This window comes from Arthrobacter sp. 10L430 (assembly GCF_056395245.1).
Genome location: NZ_JBFTJD010000002.1, coordinates 48,940 through 68,386, shown reverse-complemented (window position 1 = coordinate 68,386; position 19,447 = coordinate 48,940). Strand labels below are relative to the sequence as shown.

General features: G+C 65.8%; 21 protein-coding genes. 17 read left to right on the top strand and 4 right to left on the bottom strand.

Annotation, left to right across the window (positions count from 1 at the left end):
* Positions 1 to 36 precede the first annotated feature (36 nt).
* Both miaA and dapF read left to right on the top strand, forming a co-directional pair.
* Positions 37 to 915: a tRNA (adenosine(37)-N6)-dimethylallyltransferase MiaA gene (miaA, locus tag AC1DDG_RS02515; protein WP_476875011.1), complete on the top strand. Its 879-nt coding sequence runs from the start codon at positions 37 to 39 to the stop codon at positions 913 to 915.
* Between the two features lie 120 nt (positions 916 to 1,035).
* A complete protein-coding gene (dapF, locus tag AC1DDG_RS02510) occupies positions 1,036 to 1,980 on the top strand; it encodes a diaminopimelate epimerase (RefSeq protein ID WP_476874828.1) in 945 nt (314 codons plus the stop codon).
* Here the strand turns inward: dapF and AC1DDG_RS02505 are convergent.
* Positions 1,961 to 2,575, bottom strand: a complete 615-nt coding sequence (locus AC1DDG_RS02505; protein WP_476874827.1) for a class I SAM-dependent methyltransferase — start codon at positions 2,573 to 2,575, stop codon at positions 1,961 to 1,963. The genes dapF and AC1DDG_RS02505 overlap by 20 nt on opposite strands.
* 386 nt (positions 2,576 to 2,961) lie before the next feature.
* Between AC1DDG_RS02505 and hflX the strand changes: the two genes are divergently transcribed.
* Both hflX and AC1DDG_RS02495 read left to right on the top strand, forming a co-directional pair.
* Positions 2,962 to 4,539 (top strand): GTPase HflX, encoded by a 1,578-nt coding sequence (hflX, locus tag AC1DDG_RS02500; protein ID WP_476874826.1) that lies wholly within the window; start codon positions 2,962 to 2,964, stop codon positions 4,537 to 4,539.
* Entirely contained in the window at positions 4,532 to 6,589 is a 2,058-nt protein-coding gene (locus AC1DDG_RS02495; RefSeq protein ID WP_476874825.1) for an ATP-dependent DNA helicase, read from the top strand. Before hflX ends, AC1DDG_RS02495 begins: the two co-directional genes overlap by 8 nt.
* Positions 6,590 to 6,660: 71 nt before the next feature.
* Here the strand turns inward: AC1DDG_RS02495 and lexA are convergent, their stop codons facing one another.
* Positions 6,661 to 7,410 carry a transcriptional repressor LexA gene (gene lexA / locus AC1DDG_RS02490; protein ID WP_476874824.1) on the bottom strand — a complete coding sequence of 250 codons (750 nt, stop codon included), beginning with the start codon at positions 7,408 to 7,410 and terminating at the stop codon, positions 6,661 to 6,663.
* 384 nt (positions 7,411 to 7,794) lie between these two features.
* Between lexA and AC1DDG_RS02485 the strand changes: the two genes are divergently transcribed.
* From AC1DDG_RS02485 to AC1DDG_RS02450, 8 genes are all read left to right on the top strand, one after another.
* On the top strand, positions 7,795 to 8,124 hold the full coding sequence (locus AC1DDG_RS02485; RefSeq protein WP_476875010.1) for a LysM peptidoglycan-binding domain-containing protein: 330 nt from the start codon (positions 7,795 to 7,797) through the stop codon (positions 8,122 to 8,124).
* Between the two features lie 68 nt (positions 8,125 to 8,192).
* A complete protein-coding gene (locus tag AC1DDG_RS02480) occupies positions 8,193 to 9,311 on the top strand; it encodes a histidinol-phosphate transaminase (RefSeq protein ID WP_476874823.1) in 1,119 nt (372 codons plus the stop codon).
* Positions 9,312 to 9,369: 58 nt separating this feature from the next.
* Positions 9,370 to 9,996 carry an imidazoleglycerol-phosphate dehydratase HisB gene (gene hisB / locus AC1DDG_RS02475; RefSeq protein WP_476874822.1) on the top strand — a complete coding sequence of 209 codons (627 nt, stop codon included), beginning with the start codon at positions 9,370 to 9,372 and terminating at the stop codon, positions 9,994 to 9,996.
* Positions 9,993 to 10,787, top strand: coding sequence for an imidazole glycerol phosphate synthase subunit HisH (gene hisH / locus AC1DDG_RS02470; RefSeq protein ID WP_476874821.1), 795 nt, complete (start codon positions 9,993 to 9,995; stop codon positions 10,785 to 10,787). The genes hisB and hisH overlap by 4 nt, the downstream gene beginning before the upstream one ends.
* Positions 10,788 to 10,946: a hypothetical protein gene (locus tag AC1DDG_RS02465; protein WP_476874820.1), complete on the top strand. Its 159-nt coding sequence runs from the start codon at positions 10,788 to 10,790 to the stop codon at positions 10,944 to 10,946.
* 95 nt (positions 10,947 to 11,041) lie between these two features.
* Positions 11,042 to 11,788, top strand: coding sequence for a bifunctional 1-(5-phosphoribosyl)-5-((5-phosphoribosylamino)methylideneamino)imidazole-4-carboxamide isomerase/phosphoribosylanthranilate isomerase PriA (priA, locus tag AC1DDG_RS02460; protein WP_476874819.1), 747 nt, complete (start codon positions 11,042 to 11,044; stop codon positions 11,786 to 11,788).
* Between the two features lie 39 nt (positions 11,789 to 11,827).
* Positions 11,828 to 12,709, top strand: a complete 882-nt coding sequence (locus AC1DDG_RS02455; RefSeq protein ID WP_476875009.1) for an SseB family protein — start codon at positions 11,828 to 11,830, stop codon at positions 12,707 to 12,709.
* Between the two features lie 60 nt (positions 12,710 to 12,769).
* Positions 12,770 to 14,071, top strand: a complete 1,302-nt coding sequence (locus tag AC1DDG_RS02450) for an MFS transporter (protein WP_476874818.1) — start codon at positions 12,770 to 12,772, stop codon at positions 14,069 to 14,071.
* Between the two features lie 127 nt (positions 14,072 to 14,198).
* On the opposite strand, the gene AC1DDG_RS02445 is transcribed toward AC1DDG_RS02450, so the two are convergent.
* On the bottom strand, positions 14,199 to 14,585 hold the full coding sequence (locus AC1DDG_RS02445) for a DUF1844 domain-containing protein (protein ID WP_230117594.1): 387 nt from the start codon (positions 14,583 to 14,585) through the stop codon (positions 14,199 to 14,201).
* Between the two features lie 379 nt (positions 14,586 to 14,964).
* Between AC1DDG_RS02445 and infC the strand changes: the two genes are divergently transcribed.
* From infC to AC1DDG_RS02425, 4 genes are all read left to right on the top strand, one after another.
* Positions 14,965 to 16,026 (top strand): translation initiation factor IF-3, encoded by a 1,062-nt coding sequence (infC, locus tag AC1DDG_RS02440; protein WP_476874817.1) that lies wholly within the window; start codon positions 14,965 to 14,967, stop codon positions 16,024 to 16,026.
* 119 nt (positions 16,027 to 16,145) lie between these two features.
* The gene (gene rpmI / locus AC1DDG_RS02435; protein WP_009358635.1) at positions 16,146 to 16,340 is read left to right on the top strand and encodes a 50S ribosomal protein L35; all 195 of its coding nucleotides are present in this window, start codon (positions 16,146 to 16,148) and stop codon (positions 16,338 to 16,340) included.
* A 116-nt stretch (positions 16,341 to 16,456) separates the two neighbouring features.
* Positions 16,457 to 16,924 (top strand): 50S ribosomal protein L20, encoded by a 468-nt coding sequence (rplT, locus tag AC1DDG_RS02430; RefSeq protein WP_476874816.1) that lies wholly within the window; start codon positions 16,457 to 16,459, stop codon positions 16,922 to 16,924.
* 54 nt (positions 16,925 to 16,978) lie between these two features.
* The gene (locus tag AC1DDG_RS02425; RefSeq protein ID WP_230117597.1) at positions 16,979 to 17,875 is read left to right on the top strand and encodes a TrmH family RNA methyltransferase; all 897 of its coding nucleotides are present in this window, start codon (positions 16,979 to 16,981) and stop codon (positions 17,873 to 17,875) included.
* A gap of 95 nt (positions 17,876 to 17,970) precedes the next feature.
* Here the strand turns inward: AC1DDG_RS02425 and AC1DDG_RS02420 are convergent, their stop codons facing one another.
* Entirely contained in the window at positions 17,971 to 18,249 is a 279-nt protein-coding gene (locus AC1DDG_RS02420; protein ID WP_230117598.1) for a GlsB/YeaQ/YmgE family stress response membrane protein, read from the bottom strand.
* A 232-nt stretch (positions 18,250 to 18,481) separates the two neighbouring features.
* On the opposite strand from AC1DDG_RS02420, the gene AC1DDG_RS02415 reads away from it, so the two are divergent.
* On the top strand, positions 18,482 to 19,435 hold the full coding sequence (locus AC1DDG_RS02415; RefSeq protein WP_230117599.1) for a cation diffusion facilitator family transporter: 954 nt from the start codon (positions 18,482 to 18,484) through the stop codon (positions 19,433 to 19,435).
* Positions 19,436 to 19,447: the final 12 nt, after the last annotated feature.

Genomic DNA, 19,447 nt, shown 5'->3' with positions numbered 1-19,447 from the left:
TCCGGAGCCAAGGGTCCAGAAGGACAGCCTCCCGTCATCGCCGTGGTCGGGCCGACAGGTTCTGGAAAATCCGACCTCGCCGTCGAACTCGCCCTGGAACTCGGTGGCGAGGTCATCAACGCCGACGCCATGCAGTTCTACCGCGGCATGGACATTGGGACGGCTAAGGTCACGGAGGCCGAGCGCAGGGGAGTGCCGCACCACCTGCTGGACATCCTGGACGTCACCGAGGAAGCGTCCGTGTCGGACTTCCAGCAGCAGGCAAGGGCGGCCGTCGCCGGCATCCACCGGCGGGGACGGCGCGCCATCCTGGTGGGAGGTTCCGGGCTCTACGTCCGGGCCGCCCTGGACGTTCTGGAATTCCCCGGCACCGACCCTGACATCCGCGCCCGCCTTGAGCAGGAACACGCCGCCGCCGGGACGGCCCCCCTCCTTGAGCGATTGCGGGATGTTGACCCGGTGTCTGCCGGCCGGCTCGGGGACGTCCGCCGGATCATCCGGGCGCTGGAGGTCTTCGAACTGACGGGACGCCCGTTCAGTTCCTTCATGCCAAACCGTGAGTACTTCCAGCCCGCCGTACAGATCGGTCTTGAGGTTGACCGCGAAGTTCTGCGGGGGCGGCTGGCTGAACGCGTCCACCGCATGGTGGACCGCGGGCTGCTGGCCGAGGTTGAAAGACTGGATGCCGCGGGCCTGCGCCGCGGCCGGACCGCGCCGCGCGCCCTGGGCTACGCCCAGTTCCTCAAAGTGCTCGACGGCGAAGCGGACGCTGCGCTGGCCGCTGAGGAGACCATCGTGGCCACCCGGCAGTTCGCCCGCCGCCAGCTCACCTGGTTCCGGGCCGACCCGCGCATCACCTGGCTGGACTGGCAGGACCCCGCCCTGGCCGCCAAGGCCGCGGCGTTCTGCCGCTGACCCCGGAAGACGCGCCCGTCCGGAAGGCGCGCCCGTCCGTTAGGCCACCCCGTCCGGAATGCCATCGAGGCGGGAGGGGCCGGTTTTCGGCCGCCAGCGGCGTGCGGGTAACCTTGACGCATGGATGACACCCTTGCAGAAACCGCTGAGCCCGCCATCTCACAGCTGAGCGGTCTGCGCTTCTCCAAGGGCCACGGGACGGGCAACGACTTCGTTCTGATTGCCGACCCCGAGGGCATGCATTCCATTTCCCCCGAGCAGGTTGTGGGGCTGTGCGACCGCCACAGAGGCATCGGCGGCGACGGACTCATCCGGGCTGTCCCATCCCGGCTGCTTGACGAGGGCCGCGAGCTGTTGACCGGAAGCCCCGACGCCGAATGGTTCATGGACTACCGGAACGGTGACGGCTCACTGTCCGAAATGTGCGGCAACGGAGTCCGGGTCTTCGTCCACTTCCTCCTCGCCGAAGGCCTCGCTGAACTGCCTCCGGGCGGCTCGCTGACCATCGGCACCCGCGGCGGCGTGAAGACCATTGTCCGTACTGCTGACGGCTACGCCGTGGACATGGGGCCGTGGGAGTTCATCTTTCCGGCCGAGGCAGCGGCCCGCGCCATGGATTCCCTCGTCAGCGCCGACGGACTCGAAGTGCCGCGGCCGGCGCTGTCCGTCAGCATGGGAAACCCGCACACGGTGGTCGCCCTGGCCGAGCTGTCAGAACTCGAGGGCACAAAGCTCTTCACCGCACCCCATGTTGATCCCACGCCGGAACACGGCACCAACGTCGAGTTCGTCGTACCGGCCGAGCCGCTGGTCCACGACGGCGTCGGCACCGTGACCATGCGCGTGCACGAGCGTGGCGTCGGCGAAACGCAGTCGTGCGGAACGGGCGCGTGCGCCGCCGCCGTGGCCATCCGTCACTGGGCCGGCCAGGGCGCACCGGACGCCTGGCACGTGAAGGTACCGGGCGGCGTCGTCGGGGTTAAATTCTTTACCGTGGCAGACGGGCACGAACACGTGGAGCTGAGCGGCCCGGCAACGATTGTCGCTAGCGGGACGCTTTCCTGACCCGCAGGATCCGGAACGACTTCGACGTGCTCTCGCGGGTCACCGTAAAGGAACCGTCGAGCGCCCCCGCCAGCCAGCGCTGAAGCGAATCCGAGCCAAGGTTCTTCTGCACCACCAGCCAGGCAGAACCCCCCGGTGCCAGCCGGGGCAGCCACAGCATCAGCAGCGAATGCAGCTCATCCTTGCCGATCCGGATCGGCGGGTTGGACCAGATCGTGTCGAAGCGCAGGTCCGGATCAACGGCCTCCGGCGCGCTGGCGGTGAGGTTGCCAAGGCCCAGCAGTTCGGCGTTCTCGTTCGTGAGCGTGATGCAGCGTTCGTTGACGTCCACCGCGTACACCTTGGCGTGCGGCGCCCGGAGGGCCATCGTCAGGGCAATCGGCCCCCAGCCGCAGCCAATGTCCAGCAGGTTTCCCTGCGGGGCCGGGGCAGGAACGTCCGCCAGCAGGACCGCCGTGCCTTTGTCGATGCCGTCCGGGCTGAAGATGGCGGAGGAGCTCTGCAGCTTGCGTGTTTCGCCGGCAAGTTCCACCGTGAGCTGCTTGCGGGCAAACGGCCCTGCGGGCGAGGCGCTGAAATAGTGGGCAGACTCCATAACTGGCCAGATTAGTGGGCCGCCCGCCGGATGGGAAACCGGAGGGTGCGCGTCTGCTAATCTAAAAGGCATGTTCTTGATCTTTGAGTAGCCGGCCCTGACGCGGTCCGCCCCGAACTGCCGGCCTACGAGGCCGCCGCCACGGGCGCAGCACCGTGTCCGGAGTGATGCAGGTTTCGACCTTCCGCCCGGACGCCGCGATGCACGCACCACGGAATGCAGCCCTCACTCAGATCAATTCACCCAGATCAATTTCGCCGGCCCAGGCTGTCCGCCGCGGCCGCACAGGAGCCCAGATGACCTCCAGCCGTCAGCCCAGCGCGAATTCTGCGCCCAAGGCAAGCAATCAGCACTATTCTGAAGATGCAGAACCTTTTAAGGAGACCATGACCAGTCAGCAAAATTCCGGATCCGAGCCAGTAGCCCAGGACATGAGTCCTGAGGAAATCCAAGCTGTCATCGACCGGATTCTCTCCAAGGACGTCCCGGCACGAAGTGCCGCGGCTGCGGACGGCTCGGGAGCCGGCAGCAGGGCCGTCTTTGGCAAGGCCCAAGCCATCTCGCGGCTTGATGAAGAACACAGCACTTTCGACGGCGACCAGCAGGATCTCGAGGAACGCCGGGCCCTGCGCCGCACGGCGGGACTGTCCACCGAACTGGAAGACGTCACCGAGGTCGAGTACCGGCAGCTGCGCCTTGAGCGCGTCGTCCTTGCCGGGTTGTGGACCGAAGGCACGTTGGCCGACGCCGAGAATTCGCTGCGCGAACTCGCGGCGCTGGCCGAAACCGCAGGTTCCGAGGTGCTGGACGGCTTGGTCCAGCGACGCGCCAAGCCGGATCCCGGCACGTTCCTCGGCTCGGGCAAGGCGTTGGAACTCAAGGACGTAGTGATGTCCACCGGCGCAGATACCGTGGTGGTGGATGCGGAACTGGCGCCGTCACAGCGCCGTGGACTCGAGGACATCGTCAAGGTCAAGGTGATTGACCGCACCGCACTCATCCTCGATATCTTCGCCCAGCATGCCAAGAGCCGCGAAGGCAAGGCCCAGGTGGAGCTGGCCCAGCTCGAATACCTGCTCCCGCGCCTCCGTGGCTGGGGTGAATCCATGTCCCGCCAGGCCGGTGGCCAGGTGGGCGGCGCAGGCGCCGGCATGGGCTCCCGCGGTCCGGGCGAAACCAAGATTGAACTGGACCGGCGGCGAATCCGCACGCGGATGGCCAAGCTGCGCCGCGAAATCTCCGCGATGAAGCCGGCCCGCGAGACCAAGCGAGCCAACCGCCGTCGTAATGCAGTGCCGTCTGTCGCCATTGCCGGATACACCAACGCCGGCAAGTCGTCCTTGCTGAACCGGCTCACCGACGCCGGAGTCCTGGTGGAGAATGCCCTGTTCGCCACCCTGGACCCCACGGTCCGCAAGGCCGAGACCTCGGACGGCCTGGGTTACACCCTGGCCGACACCGTCGGCTTCGTCCGGTCACTTCCCACCCAGCTCGTGGAGGCTTTCCGATCCACCCTGGAGGAAGTGGCGGACGCGGACCTGATCCTGCACGTGGTGGACGTGTCCCACCCCGATCCGGAGGGTCAGATTGCTGCGGTGCGCTCGGTGTTCGCCGAAGTGGACGCCCGCAAGGTGCCCGAGATCATCGTGCTGAACAAGGCCGACGCAGCCGACCCGTTCGTCGTGGAAAGGCTGAAGCAGCGCGAACCGCGCCATGTGGTCGTTTCCGCCCGCACGGGCCAGGGCATCCCGGAGCTGCTGAAGGCCATCAGTGAGGCCATTCCGCGGCCAAACGTCAAGCTGGAGTTGCTGGTCCCGTACCACCGAGGTGATTTGATCAGTAAACTCCACGACTCCGATGCGGAGATCCTGAGCCTGGATCATGAAGAAGGCGGCACACGCGCCGTGGTCATGGTCCGGGAAGGCCTCGCGGCTGAACTGGAATCCTTCATCAGCAATGACTGACCAGGAACCGGACGGCGCCGAAGCCACAGCCGGCGAGGAGTTCGTGATCGAACTCCTCGACCGCGCCGTGGCCGGTATGGGCGGACAAAGCCGCAGCGGCCAGCACGAGATGGCGCGGCAGGTGGCGCGGGCGATCGACACCGGCGACCACCTGCTGGTCCAGGCGGGCACCGGAACGGGTAAGTCGCTGGCGTACCTGATTCCGCTCATCGCCCACTCGCTGGAGAGCGAGAAGCCCACCCTGGTGTCCACCGCCACCCTTGCGCTGCAGACCCAGATCGTAGGCAGGGATCTGCCCCGGCTGCTGAAGACCATCACTCCGGCGCTGGACCGGCCGGTCAAGGTGGCACTCGTCAAGGGCCGCGCCAACTATGTGTGCCGGCACAAGCTGGAAGGTGGTTTCCCCTCGGAGGAGCCTTCCGAAGGCCAGCTCTTCTCCCTGGGCGAGGACACCAGCGTCCCGCACTTTGCCGCCGCCATGGGCGGTCCGTCGTCGCAGCTGGGCAAGGAAGTGGTCCGGCTCCGGGAATGGGCAGAAAAGACGGCCACCGGCGACCGCGACGAACTCCTCCCGGGCGTGACGGACCGCGCCTGGCGCCAGGTCTCGGTCACCTCCATGGAATGCCTGGGCGCGCAGAAGTGCCCGCTCGCGGCGGAATGCTTCAGTGAACTCGCGCGGCACAACGCGGCCGAGGCCGACGTCGTAGTGACCAACCACGCGATGCTCGCCGTCAGCGCCTTTGAAGGGCTGGCTGTGCTGCCCGAATACGACGTGGTGGTGGTGGACGAAGCGCACGAGCTCCAGGACCGTGTCACCGGCGCGGTTTCGGGACAACTGTCCGTTGCCATGGTGCACGCGGCCGCCTCCGGTGCCCGCAAGCACACCGGGATCACGGTGGATGCGCTGAACAACGCCGCGGCCAACCTGGAACTCGCCATCGCCGGGGTCCCCAGCGGGCTGGTCCCCAACGGGCTCAACGACGAACAGCTCGACTGCGTGGACCAGCTCCGGGAAGCGTGCCGGGCGGCGCTGTCCGATTCCAAGGGGGACAGCAACACCACGGCCGACGGCGGGCGCCAGCTCGCGCGGTCCCGCCTCCTCGTGATTCTCGAGCTCTGCGAACGCCTGCTCACGGCGCGCGACAACCGCGAAGTGGTGTGGTTCTCGCGGAACAGCACGTTTGATCCGCAGCAGGGCTATTCGGCACCGGATGACACCCAGCCTGCCCTGATCAACATTGCCCCGCTGAGCGTCGCCGGAAAACTCAGGGAAGGCCTGTTCGCAGGCCACACAGTAGTTCTGACGTCGGCAACGCTTGCCATCGGCTCCGCGTTCGAACCCGCTGCCGGCGGACTCGGCCTCGTGGGGGAGGGTGCGCCGAGCTGGACCGGCATCGACGTCGGTTCTCCCTTCGATTATCCCAAGCAGGGCATCCTCTATGTGGCGGGCCACCTGCCCAAGCCGGGCAGGGGTACGTCGCCTGAAACACTCGACGAACTGGAATCGCTCATCCGCGCCTCCGGTGGGGGAGCGCTGTGCCTGTTCTCCTCCCGGCGTGCTGCCGAGGAAGCGGCCGAGGCACTGCGTCCGCGCCTGGATGTGAGTGTTCTTTGCCAGGGCGACTCGACGATGACCGCGCTGGTAAAGCAGTTCGCCGACGAACCGGACACGTGCCTGTTTGGCACCATGTCGCTGTGGCAGGGCGTGGATGTTCCCGGCGGTTCATGCAGGCTTGTGGTGATCGACAGGATTCCGTTCCCCAGGCCCGACGACCCGCTCATGACGGCACGCTCACGGGCAGTGGCACAGGCCGGCGGCAACGGATTCATGTCCGTATCAGCTACCCATGCGGCCATCAGGCTGGCCCAGGGTGCCGGGCGCCTGATCCGGTCCACCGATGACAAGGGCGTGGTGGCAGTGCTGGATTCGCGGCTGTCGACGGAGCGCTATGGTGGGTTCCTGCGCGCCGCACTCCCGCCCTTCTGGCCCACGACGGACCGGAAGATCGCCGTGGCGGCGCTGGAGAGGCTCGCGGGAGCGCGGTCCTAAGGACCGGCCTTCAGCGAACGCACGACGTCCTAGAGCGAACGCACGACGACCTAGAGTGAACGCACGAAGTCCTAGAGCGAACGCAGCACCGACACCACTTTGCCCATGACCACGGCGTGGTCCCCAAGGATGGGCTCGTACTGGGTGTTCTGCGGCAGCAGCCAGGTGTGGCCGTCCCGTTGCCGGAAGGTCTTAACGGTTGCTTCGTCGTCGAGCAGCGCCGCCACGATATCGCCGTTGACGGCGTCACTTTGCCGCCTGACAACTACCCAGTCGCCGTCACAGATCGCAGCGTCCACCATGGAGTCGCCCGCAACCTTGAGCATGAACAGTTCGCCGTGGCCAACGAGCTGGCGTGGCAGGGGCATGAGTTCCTCAACCACTTGGTCGGCGAGGATGGGGCCGCCGGCCGCGATGCGGCCGACCAGCGGCACCATGGCCGTGTCTGTTGCGCTGGGCAGCTCGGTGACTGACGCGCTTCGCGCGCTGTGCGGCTTGGCGTCACCTTCGGCACCGGAGGCCTTGGACAAGCCGGCGTCCAGGGTGAGGGGCATGAGGACTTCCATGGCCCGGGGGCGTTTGGGATCACGCCGCAGGTAGCCGAGCTTCTCCAACTGTGAGAGCTGGTGGGTGACGCTGGACAGGCTGGCCAGGCCAACGGTGTCGCCGATTTCCCTCATGGAGGGCGGGTACCCGTTGTCGTTGACCGACCGCTGGATGGTTTCCAGGATCCTTTTCTGGCGGATGGTCAGTCCTTTGGGTGTCCGCTGAGACCGCTGGCTGCGCTGGGTAGCCTTGCCGTCGGAGGCTTGTGCTGCCATGTTCGCCAACGCCTTTCGTTCCACCCGGCCTCCGTGGCTGCAGTTGCCGGGAACTTCCGGCCTGAAAATGTCAGACCCTGCTGATCAACTGCAGAAGTGGTTGTTCTTTGATTTCAAACGTAGGCCAGCCACACGGCTTTTTCAAACATTTGTTCTAGCGAGTCTCGACTTTGTTCGTTGATAAGTGCTAAAACTGAAGAAGCAAAGTTCGAACATGTGTTCTAGTTCAGCTGCGGAGCAGGCCGGTTTCTTCGAATATTCCGGCGGATGCCGGGCGGACCGGGCACACCGGGCAGCACAGAGTGGTCCAGGAGGGCTCAGTTCATGTCAGCTTCAACAGCAGTCAACCATTCACGTCAGCAGGGTGCGCAGGGTGCTTTCGGCATGCAGCCAGGCAGGCCGCCGCGGCTTCGGCTTACTCGCCGGGGCCGGATCGTCCTCATCGGATTGCCTCTGGTTCTCCTGGCGGCACTGCTCCTGTCGCTCACCGGTTTGCTGAACTCGCCGGCCAAGGCCGCCGACACCGCCAGCGGACTCTCCGTGACGGAGACGGTTTCCGTGACCGTGCAGCCGGGGGAATCACTGTGGGCCATCGCCGGGACAGTCGACCCCACCAGGGATCCGCGCGATGTCATCGCGGACATCGTCCAGCTGAACGACCTCGATAACGGCAAGGTCATGCCGGGGCAGCAGCTGTTTGTACCGTCCAAGTAAGGGCAGATTCACCGGGCCTGATACGTCACAGTTTCCCGGTCACCGCCTCCGGCACTTAAACTGTCCAAGTGAGTGACCAGCTTGAGCGACTGAACCGACTGCCCCTGCGGAATAATCTGCGGGGGCTGACCCCCTACGGAGCGCCGCAGCTGGACGTACCCATCCTGCTCAACGTCAACGAGAACACCCATGGGGTCCCCGCCGATGTCAGGGCGGCAATTGCCGAGGCTGTGACAGAGGCGGCTGCAGGCCTCAACCGGTACCCTGACCGCGAATTCACCGGACTCAGGGAAGCGCTGGCGGAGTACCTCGGCCACGGACTCGGCGCCGAAAACATCTGGGCAGCCAATGGCTCCAACGAAGTCCTCCAGCAGATTCTCCAGGCATTCGGAGGCCCCGGCCGCAAGGCTCTGGGTTTCCCGCCCACGTACTCCATGTACCCACTGCTGGCCAGCGGAACGGACACCGAATATATCGTCGGCCAGCGCGCGGACGACTACGGCTTGAGCGCCGAGTCCGCCGCCCGCCAAGTCCGCGAGCTGCAGCCGAACGTCGTCTTCCTCTGCTCGCCCAATAACCCCACCGGAACTGGCCTGGGCCTGGATGTCGTGGAAGCCGTTTACGAGGCTGGCGAAGCCAGCCAGACCGTCGTGATCGTCGATGAGGCCTACCACGAGTTCGCCCACGACGGCACACCCAGCGCCCTCTGCTTGCTGCCGGGACGCGAACGTCTCATCGTCTCCCGGACCATGAGCAAGGCGTTTGCCCTTGCGGGCGCCCGGCTCGGATACATGGCAGCGGCACCTGAGGTAACGGACGCGCTGCGCCTTGTTCGCCTGCCGTACCACCTGTCCGCCATCACGCAGGCCACGGCCCTGGCGGCCCTCCACCACCGTGAGGCACTGATGGCCGACGTCGAGGACATCAAGCAGCAGCGCGACCGGATTGTCGCCGAACTCATCAGGATGGGCCTGCGGCCTGCCGCATCGGACTCCAACTACGTGTTCTTCGGGGGCCTCGACAACCCGCACGAGGTCTGGCAGGCATTGCTGGACTCCGGCGTGCTGGTCAGGGACGTCGGCATCCCCGGTCACTTGCGGGTCACTGCCGGCACTGAGACCGAAACCACAGCCTTCCTCGAGGCACTGGAGAACATCCTGGCCGGGCAGGCTGCTCTTCCGGCCTAAACTTGAGGGTAGACCCAGCAATGTCTGCACCCTCCTTCGTCAAAGGACATCTATCACTATGAGCGACACCGGAATCAAGGCTGCCGGGGCCCGGACCGCACGTCTCGAGCGTGCCACAAGCGAATCTTCCGTTCTGGTGGAGATCAACCTCGACGGCACCGGCGTGTCGGACATCAGCACGTCGGTCCCGTTCTACGACCACATGCTGACTGCGCTGTGCAAGCACTCCCTCATTGACATGACCGTGAAGGCAACCGGCGACATCCACATCGATGTCCACCACACAGTTGAGGATGTGGCCATCACCTTCGGCGAAGTGCTGCGGACCGCTCTCGGCAACAAGGCCGGTATCCGCCGCTTCGGGGAAGCCACCGTGCCGCTGGACGAAGCGCTTGCCCACGCCGTCGTCGATGTCTCCGGCCGGCCTTACCTGGTCCATGGCGGGGAGCCCGCGGGCCAGGAGTATCACCTGATCGGCGGCCACTTCACCGGTTCGCTGACCCGCCACGTGTTCGAGGCCATCACACTGCACGCCGGCATCTGCCTGCACATGAACGTCATCGCCGGTCGCGACCCGCACCACATCGTCGAAGCCCAGTTCAAGGCCTTCGCCCGTGCGCTGCGCGCTGCCGTAGAACCCGACCCCCGCGTCGAAGGCATTCCGTCCACCAAGGGAGCACTGTGACCGGCAAAGTGTTGCGGGAAGGTGCGATCATCGACCCCTCGGCCACCGTCAAGCCCCCGTCGCCGGAGGGCAAACCCACCGTGACAGTGCTCGACTACGGTTCGGGCAATATCCGCTCCGCCGTCCGTGCGCTGGAGCGTGCGGGCGCCGAAGTCATCCTGAGTTCCAAGCCGGAGGACGTCCTCAATGCCGACGGACTGCTCGTTCCTGGGGTCGGCGCCTTTGAAACCGTGATGCGCGAACTGAAATCCGTGGACGCCATCAGGATGATCGGACGCCGCGTTGCCGGCGGCCGGCCCGTCCTCGGCATCTGCGTGGGACTTCAGGTGCTTTTCGAAGCCGGAGTGGAACACGGGACCGAAGCTGAAGGCATGGGGGAGTGGCCCGGCAAGGTGGAACTCCTTCCGGCGGACGTCGTTCCGCACATGGGATGGAACACCGTCAAGGTCCCGGAAGGCTCCAGGCTCTTCGAGGGCGTGGAAAATGAACGCTTTTATTTCGTGCACTCCTACGGCGTGCAGAACTGGGAATTCGACGTTGTCCAGCCGCGTATGGCAGCACCCCTCGTCACCTGGTCCGAGCACGGCGGACCCTTCATCGCCGCCGTGGAAAACGGGCCGCTCTGCGCTACCCAGTTCCACCCGGAAAAATCGGGGGACGCCGGCGCCCGGCTCCTGCGGAACTGGGTGAACGGCCTCCGCGGCCCGCACGGCCGCACCGCGACAGCGGAGGCAAGTGCGACAACGGAGGCAAGTGCGGCAGTGGACGCGGCGCCTGCTGCGGACGCCTAGATGTGGTCCATCGTCCTGATGGGCCTTGCCGGCCTTCTGGTCGGCGGCGCGCTGTCCTTCAGGCAGCAGAAGAAGCCGCTCTGGACGCAGGTCGGGTTCTACGTGCTGGCAGGAATGTCGCTCCTGGCCGCCTACCTGCTCACTTTGCCAGGGGCCTGAAACCAGGTGCTTGCCGCACCTACCAAAACTCCCCAGGCGCTGCCTAAAACCGCGCCATTCCGGAAACTGCGCTACACGAGAACTGAGGACCCGAGATGATCAGCCAAACCGATCTGCCGGCACTGGAACTGCTTCCTGCAGTGGACGTCGTGAACGGCCAGGCTGTGCGCCTGGTCCAGGGCGAGGCCGGCAGCGAGACAAGCTACGGCACGCCGCTGGAAGCCGCCCTCAACTGGCAGCAGCAGGGCGCCGAATGGGTGCATCTCGTGGACTTGGACGCAGCGTTCGGCCGCGGGTCCAACGCCGAACTCCTGCGCGAAGTGGTGGGCCGGCTGGATATCAAGGTGGAACTCTCCGGCGGCCTGCGCGACGACGAGTCGCTGGAAAAGGCCCTGGACCTGGGAGTGGCCCGGGTTAACCTCGGTACCGCAGCGCTGGAGAATCCCGACTGGACCGCGCGGGCCATCGGGCGCTTCGGCGACCGGATCGCCGTCGGGCTCGACGTCCGGGGGACTACGCTTGCCGGCCGCGGCTGGACTAAGGAAGGCGGGGACCTCTGGGACGTGCTGGGCCGTCTAGAGGAAGCCGGCTGTGCCCGTTACGTCGTCACCGACGTGACCAAGGACGGCACCCTGCAGGGCCCCAACGTTGAGCTGCTGCGGCAGATGGTGGAGAAGACGGGCAAGCCCGTGGTGGCTTCCGGCGGTATCTCCAGCCTGGATGACCTGAAGGTCCTGCGCTCTCTGGTGCCGCTGGGCGTCGAGGGCGCAATCGTCGGCAAGGCCCTCTACGCAGGGGCCTTCACCCTGCCGGAGGCCCTCGACGTCGCCGGCCGGCGCTAGGCTGCCGCCATGGCCGGGCACGGGCTGACTTCCGGAGGTATGGGCGGATCGGGGGCGGACCAGCCGCAGCCCCGCCGGCTTCCGGGACACATCGAAGCTGCGCTTGCAGGCGCCGGCGGTGCCACCGATTCGGCCGGCCAGCCCTGGGCCGGGCGGAGCCTCGCCGGCGAAAACGCCGCCATCCACAACTTTGAGGACGACGACGGCTCGCCGGACAGTGGCTATCTCGCCGCAGTTGATCAGCTCCTCAGCGGTGAAGGCGACGAAGCAGCCGTTGTTGCATCGCTGGCGACCGCACGCGTTTTCGTTCCGGTCGTGGCCCAGCTGGCCGAAGAGGCCGAAGGCGCGGGCGGGCTGCACGCCGACAAACAGGCGGACATGGCACTCGTGACGCTGAAGGCGCCGGACGGGCGGCTGGCCATGCCGGTATTCAGCTCGTCGGCAGCGCTGGCCGCATGGCACCCCGAGGCGAGGCCCGTCGCGGTCTACGCAGCGAGGGCAGCGCTGTCGGCCGTGGCCGAGGGCGCGGAGCTGCTGGTCGTGGACCCGGGCTCGGAAGTGACGTTCGTGGTGAGGCGCCCCGCGGTCTGGTCCCTGGCCCGGCAACAGAAGTGGATTCCCGCGTACCGCGATGCTGAACTGGCGGACATGCTGGGTTCTGCGGCGGCAGACTTGCCGGCTGTCCGCCGCCTGGAGGTTCTTCCCGGGGGCGGCGTGGCAACGTCGACTGCCTCCGGCCGCCCCGTTTCGGGCGGCGGTCCGGGGCCCGAGCTGCGCGTGGTGCTTTACCTGGCGGGCGGACTGGATGCGGCCGGCGTCCAGTCGCTCGTTGCAGGGCTCCAGAATGAGTGGAGCCGGAATGTATTGTTTGGTGAGCGTGTTGACTCAATCGAAGTCAAGCTAAGGCGCGCCGCGGAGTAAACGGCGGTCCATCGGTGGTCCGTCCCTATGCTGCCCGGCGGCGGAACGAAGGACCCACCCGTGAATTTCACCCTGTACCGGGAGCTGCTGGCCATCAGGCCCATTCGCCGGCTCCTGGTGGTCGGCATGATTGCCCGCATACCCCATTCGGCCGCAGGCGTGCTGCTGACCCTGCACATCGTGCTGACCCTGGGACAGGGGTATGCAGCTGCGGGCACAGCAGCAGCCGTCATGACCATCGGCATTGCGGTGGGCGCCCCGTGGCGCGGCCGCCGGGTGGACACCGCGGGACTCCGGACAGCCCTCATCCCGTCGGTGGTTTCCGAGACCGTCATCTGGTCCGTCGTGCCGCACGTGTCCTATCAGTGGCTGCTGCCGCTGGTCTTTGTGGGAGGGCTGTTGACTCTGCCCATCTTCAGCGTGGTGCGCCAATCGCTGGGCGTGCTTGCCGACGGCGACCAGCGCAGGACCGCCTTCGCCCTCGACGCCATCACCACCGAGGTGGTCTTCATGATCGGGCCCGCTGCCGGAGCGATTGTGGCCACGAGCGGCCATTCGGTCCTCGGCCTGACGATCGTCGGTGTCTCCACCTCGCTGGCCGGGCTGTTTCTCATGTGGTTCAACCCGCCCACCCGCAGCGCAGCCCGCGATGAGGCATGCGAGGCGGAGCAGCAGGAGGCTGCCGAGGTGGCGGTGGTGGCCGCCGCCCCTGCCCACGTCCACGAGGCGGCCGCGGAGCTCGGCCCGGCAGCTGCAGGCAACAGACGGCGTGCCGGCCTCAGGCACAAGGTCGCCCACAATTTCAGGTGGTTCACCGTGGCTGTTGCGGCGGTGTTTACCGTCGCAGCCGGGGCGGGAATGGTGCTCAGCGGCACCGATGTGGGGATCGTGGCGGCTTTGGAGACCGGCGGGCACCAGGGCGAAATCGGGATCGTTTTCCTCTTCTGGTGCGCGGCGTCGGTCGTGGGCGGCGTCATCTATGGCGCCATGCACCGCCCGGTTTCGCCGTTCCTTCTGCTGCTGGGCATGGCGGCGCTGACCATTCCGATGGGGTTCGCCACCGACACGCTGACCCTGAGCCTGCTGTCGCTGCTGCCTGGTCTGTTGTGCGCCCCGGTACTGTCGGCGGCGTCGGAGAAGGTGGCGGACCTCGTGGACGAGGCCCGGCGGGGCGAGGCGATGGGCTGGTACGGCTCGGCGCTGACCGCCGGCGTGGCACTCGGTGCGCCCCTGGCCGGGGTGTTTATCGACGGCGTCGGCCCGTCCGGGGGTTTCGTCTCCGTGGGCGTGGCCGGCGTCGTGCTCTGCGCAGCCGGCATCGCCCTGCAGCAGCGCCGACGCCGGCGGGCTGCGAGGGCGTAGGACCTACGACTTAAGACAAAACGACGGCGGGCCGACCTTCAAAGGTCGGCCCGCCGTCGTCGTTACTTTCCTGTGGGCCGCGACATGTCCGCGCAGCCACGCGGCGGCTAAAGCTGGATGCCGGGCGTCAGTTCACCGCGCCGGTGTACTTTTCGCCAGGACCCTTGCCCGGGGGATCGGGAATGATCGACTCTTCCCGGAAGGCAAGCTGCAGTGAACGCAGTCCGTCGCGCAACGGCCCGGCGTGCTGGGAGCCGATCTCCGGTGCGGCCGCCGTCACGAGTCCGGCGAGGGCAGTGATGAGCTTCCGGGCCTCGTCCAGGTCCTTGAGCTCTTCGGCGTTTTCTTCGGCTGCCAGGCCGAGCTTCACGGCTGCGGCACTCATAAGGTGCACGGCGGCTGTGGTGATGACCTCGATGGCGGGAACCTCAGAGATGTCCCGGATCTGCTGTGAGACATCAGCCTGCTCGCCGGGGGCCTGGTAAACGTGTGAATTACTGTCTGGAGTGCTCATACTGGTAAGCTTGTCACAGACCGACTGGATGTCGTTATTTTGCTGTGGATGAGACCCACTTCCGCAATGTGCGGGGAGCGGGTAGTTTTCTGTAGAATTGATATTCAGTTTGCAAGCGGAGTTCTCTCCCACCCGCGTCGGCCGTTTTTCCTCGGATTCCAGAGGTAAGCAAGGTTGCCGGGTAATGGTCGGGCGCTTCCGGCGGGCACAGTCCTGTCGAAGCGTGCGCAGCCCACGGGCCTGCGCATCCGATCCTCGAGGCCTCTGATTGCTCCGGCAATTGGGGGCCTTCTCTATTTGCCGGTGGAATACTCACCACAAACACAGGAGCTTTAACATTAGCGAGCCAAGAATCAATGAGCGTATCCGCGTCCCTGAGGTGCGGCTGGTCGGCCCTGCCGGCGAACAGGTGGGAATCGTCCGTATTGAGGATGCTCTTCGCCTGGCTGCCGAGTCCGATCTTGATCTCGTTGAAGTTGCACCTCAGGCCAAGCCTCCGGTGTGCAAGCTGATGGACTTCGGCAAGTACAAGTACGAGGCCGCCGTCAAGGCCCGTGAGGCCCGCAAGAACCAGACCAATACGGTTCTTAAGGAAATCCGGTTCCGCCTGAAGATCGACACCCATGACTACGAGACCAAGCGCGGCCACGCCCTGCGCTTCCTCGGAGCCGGGGACAAGGTCAAGGCCATGATCCAGTTCCGCGGCCGCGAACAGCAGCGCCCTGAAATGGGCCTGCGCCTGCTCCAGCGTTTCGCCGAAGACGTCAACGAAGTTGGTGTGGTGGAGTCGAGCCCGCGCATCGATGGCCGCAACATGGTCATGGTGATCGGCCCGCTGAAGAACAAGGCTGAGGCCAAGGCCGAAGCCCGCCGCGCCACCCAGCGCGCCGAAGCCAAGGCCCAGAATGAAGCCAAGGCATCCGGCCGTATCGACGTCTCGGGCGATGACCAGGTACCACTGACGCAGTCACTCGCGGACCTGCTCCCGGAAGGCTTCCAGGTCAACACTGAAGCTGCACCGGAAGCCCCGGCAGCAGCCGCTGCTCCGGAAGCCGCCGTCGAAGCGCCGACCACACAGACTCCGGCTGCCGAAGCGCCTGCCGCGGAAGCTCCCAAGCAGGAAGCTCCGAAGCAGGAAGCGCCCAAGGCTGCCGAGCCGAAGCGCGAGGCACCCAAGGTCGAAGCTCCCAAGGCTGCCGAGCCGAAGCGCGAGGCACCCAAGGCCGAAGCGCCCAAGGCTGCACCGGCGAAGGCGCCGGCACCGAAGGCTGCGGCACCCGCCGCGGCGAAGGTTTCCGAGGCCGCGGCCCCGGCCGCGCCCAAGCCTGCGGCTGTTCCTGCTCCACCGAAGCCGGTGGCCAGGCCTGCTGCGCCGAAGCCCGCTGCGCGACCTGCAGCACCCCGGGCCACGCCGAAGCCGGCAGGCAAGAAGACCACCTAGTTCACAGCTGCGGAAGGTACCGCCTTCAGGCAGTCAGCAACCAGCATGCCGCCCGCAGGGGCGGCTGCACGAAAGACTGCAGACATCTAGTCTGCGGATACGTTAGGAGATCGGTTCCCATGCCGAAGATGAAGACCCACAGTGGTGCTAAGAAGCGCTTCAAGCTGACCGGCAGCGGCAAGCTGCGCCGCCAGCAGGCCAACCGCCGCCACTACCTCGAGCACAAGTCCTCCAGGCTGACCCGTCGCCTCGCCGGCGACAAGATCGTCTTCAAGGGCGACGCCAAGGTCATCCGGAAGATGCTCGGCATCTAATTTCCAAGCTCTCTGGCTGATTGCCACCTGGCACCAGTCAACTAAATAAGCCTTCTCAGGCCGGCCGGGTTACCGGCAGTAGACGCTTGGGATAAGAATTCTGAAGGAGTACGCACGTGGCACGTGTGAAGAGGGCGGTAAACGCCCACAAGAAGCGCCGGGTTATCCTCGAACGCGCAAAGGGCTACCGTGGACAGCGTTCACGCCTGTACCGCAAGGCCAAAGAGCAGCTGCTGCACTCGTTTGTGTACAGCTACGGCGACCGCAAGAAGAAGAAGGGCGACTTCCGCCGTCTTTGGATCCAGCGCATCAACGCTGCATCCCGCGCCAACGGCCTGACCTACAACCGTCTGATCCAGGGCCTGAAGGCCGCTGAGGTCGAGGTCGACCGCCGCATGCTGGCCGAGCTTGCCGTTTCCGACGCCAACGCCTTCGCTGCGCTGGTCCAGGTCGCCAAGGACTCGCTGCCTGCCGACACCTCCGCTCCCGCCGTCTCGGCTGAAGCCGCACCGGCTCCGAAGGCCAAGGCCACCAGGAAGCCCGCCGCCAAGAAGCCTGCTGCAGAGAAGCCGGCCGCCGAGTAGTTCCCCCGTTCTGGTAGTTCGAGAACCTGCTGCGACAGCAACTAAGGTTCTTATATGAACGAAACCGGGCGCCCGCAAGACTTTCCACTCTCCAACCCCCGAGCTGATCGGGTCAGGGATGTGGCAAAGCTTGCAGGGCGCCCGGCCCGTTTAAAGCGCCGGCAGTTCCTGGCAGAGGGACCCCAGGCTGTCCGTGAGGCGCTGGTCCTGCACCGCAAGAGGACGGACGCGGGGGAGCCGGGCATCGTGAGCGAAGTATTCGCCAGCGAGGCATGCCTGGACCGTTACCCGGAGTTCGAGGAACTGGCTGCCGGAACCAGCGCCCGGCTGGCAACGGACGACGTTCTTGCCGCCATGGCAGATACCGTGAGCCCGCAGGGAATCATCGCTGTCTGCGATTTCGTCGACGTTCCGCTCGCAGATGCGCTGGACGCCCGGCCGAGGCTGATAGCCGTGCTGTGCCAGGTGCGGGACCCCGGCAACGCCGGCACCGTTCTGCGCGCTGCCGATGCCGCGGGCGCGGATGCTGTGGTGCTGACAGGCTCCAGCGTGGACATTTACAACCCGAAGGCCGTGCGCTCGACGGCAGGATCGCTGTTCCACCTGCCGGTGGTCCTCGGCGCCGACGTCGAAGACCTGGCGGCCCAGTGCAGGGCCCGGGGCATCGGGGTGCTGGCGGCCGATGGCTACGGCAAGCTTAATCTGGACCGTCTCCAGGACGAGAGTGCGGCGCGGCGGCTCGGTGGATCTACCGCCGGGTCGGCTTATGCCCTTGAAAGTCCCACTGCCTGGCTGTTCGGAAACGAGGCGCAGGGACTGTCTGAGAAGGAGCTGGCCCTGGCGGACCACCGGGTGGCAGTTCCCGTGTACGGCGCCGCCGAGAGCCTGAACCTGGGCACGGCCGCCACCGTCTGTCTCTACGCCAGTGCGAGGGCGCAGCAACCGGCCTAGGAGCTCGTAAAAGTCGGCATGAAAAAAGCGGGGGCCCACCAGATGGTGGGTCCCCGCATTTAGTTTTTCAGCAGGTCCGCGTCGAGGCGGGCCTTTTAAGGGGCTCGCGTGGTCCGGTTGCTGCGTCCGGTGATTGCCCCGTAGACGCCGGCGACGACCAGGCCGCCGATAATGGCGAGGATCCAGGTGCCGAGGTCGAAGAAAGCCAGGTCACCCTTGCCGAACAGAAGGCTGCCGATCCAGCCGCCAACGATGGCGCCAACGACGCCCAGAACCAGGCTGGTGACCCAGCCACCGCCGACCCTACCGGGCATGACGGCTTTCACAATTGCGCCTACGATCAGGCCGAGAATAATCCAAGCAAGAAAACCCATTGTCTCCTCCTTCATATTCGTCGGGATCGATTCTTATCAGTCCCGATATGGCTTCAAGCTAACACAGCCCGCGTTTATTTGTCAGCACGCTTAGTTTCGGGGTTTCCGTGGCGTGAACCCGCCACGGCTGGTGCACCGCCGTGGACCGTGCAGGTACGGTATTTACTAGACGGCCGCGGTTCGCGGCTGTATCCAATTCGTTGTAATTCCCACTTGAAGAGGTGAAGCTCCCTTGGCTGCAAATGGCGGTACCAAGGCGATCGTCGCGGCTCTGGCCGCAAACCTGACCATCGCTGTAATGAAGTTCGTCGCCTTCCTGCTGACGATGTCTTCCTCGATGCTTGCCGAAGCCATCCACTCGGTGGCTGACTCCGGCAACCAGCTGCTCCTGCTGGTAGGCGGAAAGCGCGCACAGAAGGAGGCAAGCCCGGAGCACCCGTTCGGCTATGGCCGCGAACGCTACATTTACGCCTTTATCGTCTCAATTGTGCTGTTCAGCGTGGGCGGTTTGTTCGCGCTGTTTGAGGCCTGGGAAAAGATCCAGGACCCGCACGCCATTGAGGGTGACTTCTGGTGGGTACCGCTGGCCGTACTGGTAGGTGCCATTGTCGCGGAGTCCTTTAGCTTCAGGACCGCCATCATCGAGTCGAACCACGTTCGGGGCCAGCAGAGCTGGGCAAAGTTCATCCGGAACGCCAAGCAGCCGGAACTTCCGGTCATCCTCCTGGAGGACTTCGGGGCCCTGCTGGGGCTCGTGTTCGCACTGCTCGGTGTGGGACTCACCTTGCTGACAGGAGACGGCATCTGGGACGCGCTGGGAACAGGGATGATCGGCCTGCTGCTCGTGGCGATCGCCGTCGTCCTCGCCGTGGAGACCAAATCGCTGCTCCTGGGGGAATCGGCCACCAAGGCAGATGTTGCCAAGATCAGGGACGCCATTGAGTCGGACGGTACCGGAATCATCCATCTGAAGACCATGCACCTTGGGCCGGAAGAGCTCCTGGTGGCTGCCAAGATCACCATCGGCGCGGCCGATTCCGGACTGGAAATTGCCCGGCTTATCGACGCCGCGGAGGACAGGATCCGCACCGCAGTGCCGATTGCCCGGGTCATCTATCTCGAACCTGACGTGCACCGTGCTGACGTACCCAGCGGGCAGGCGTTCGCGGGGGAGCAGGGGGCCTGACCGGCCCCGGAC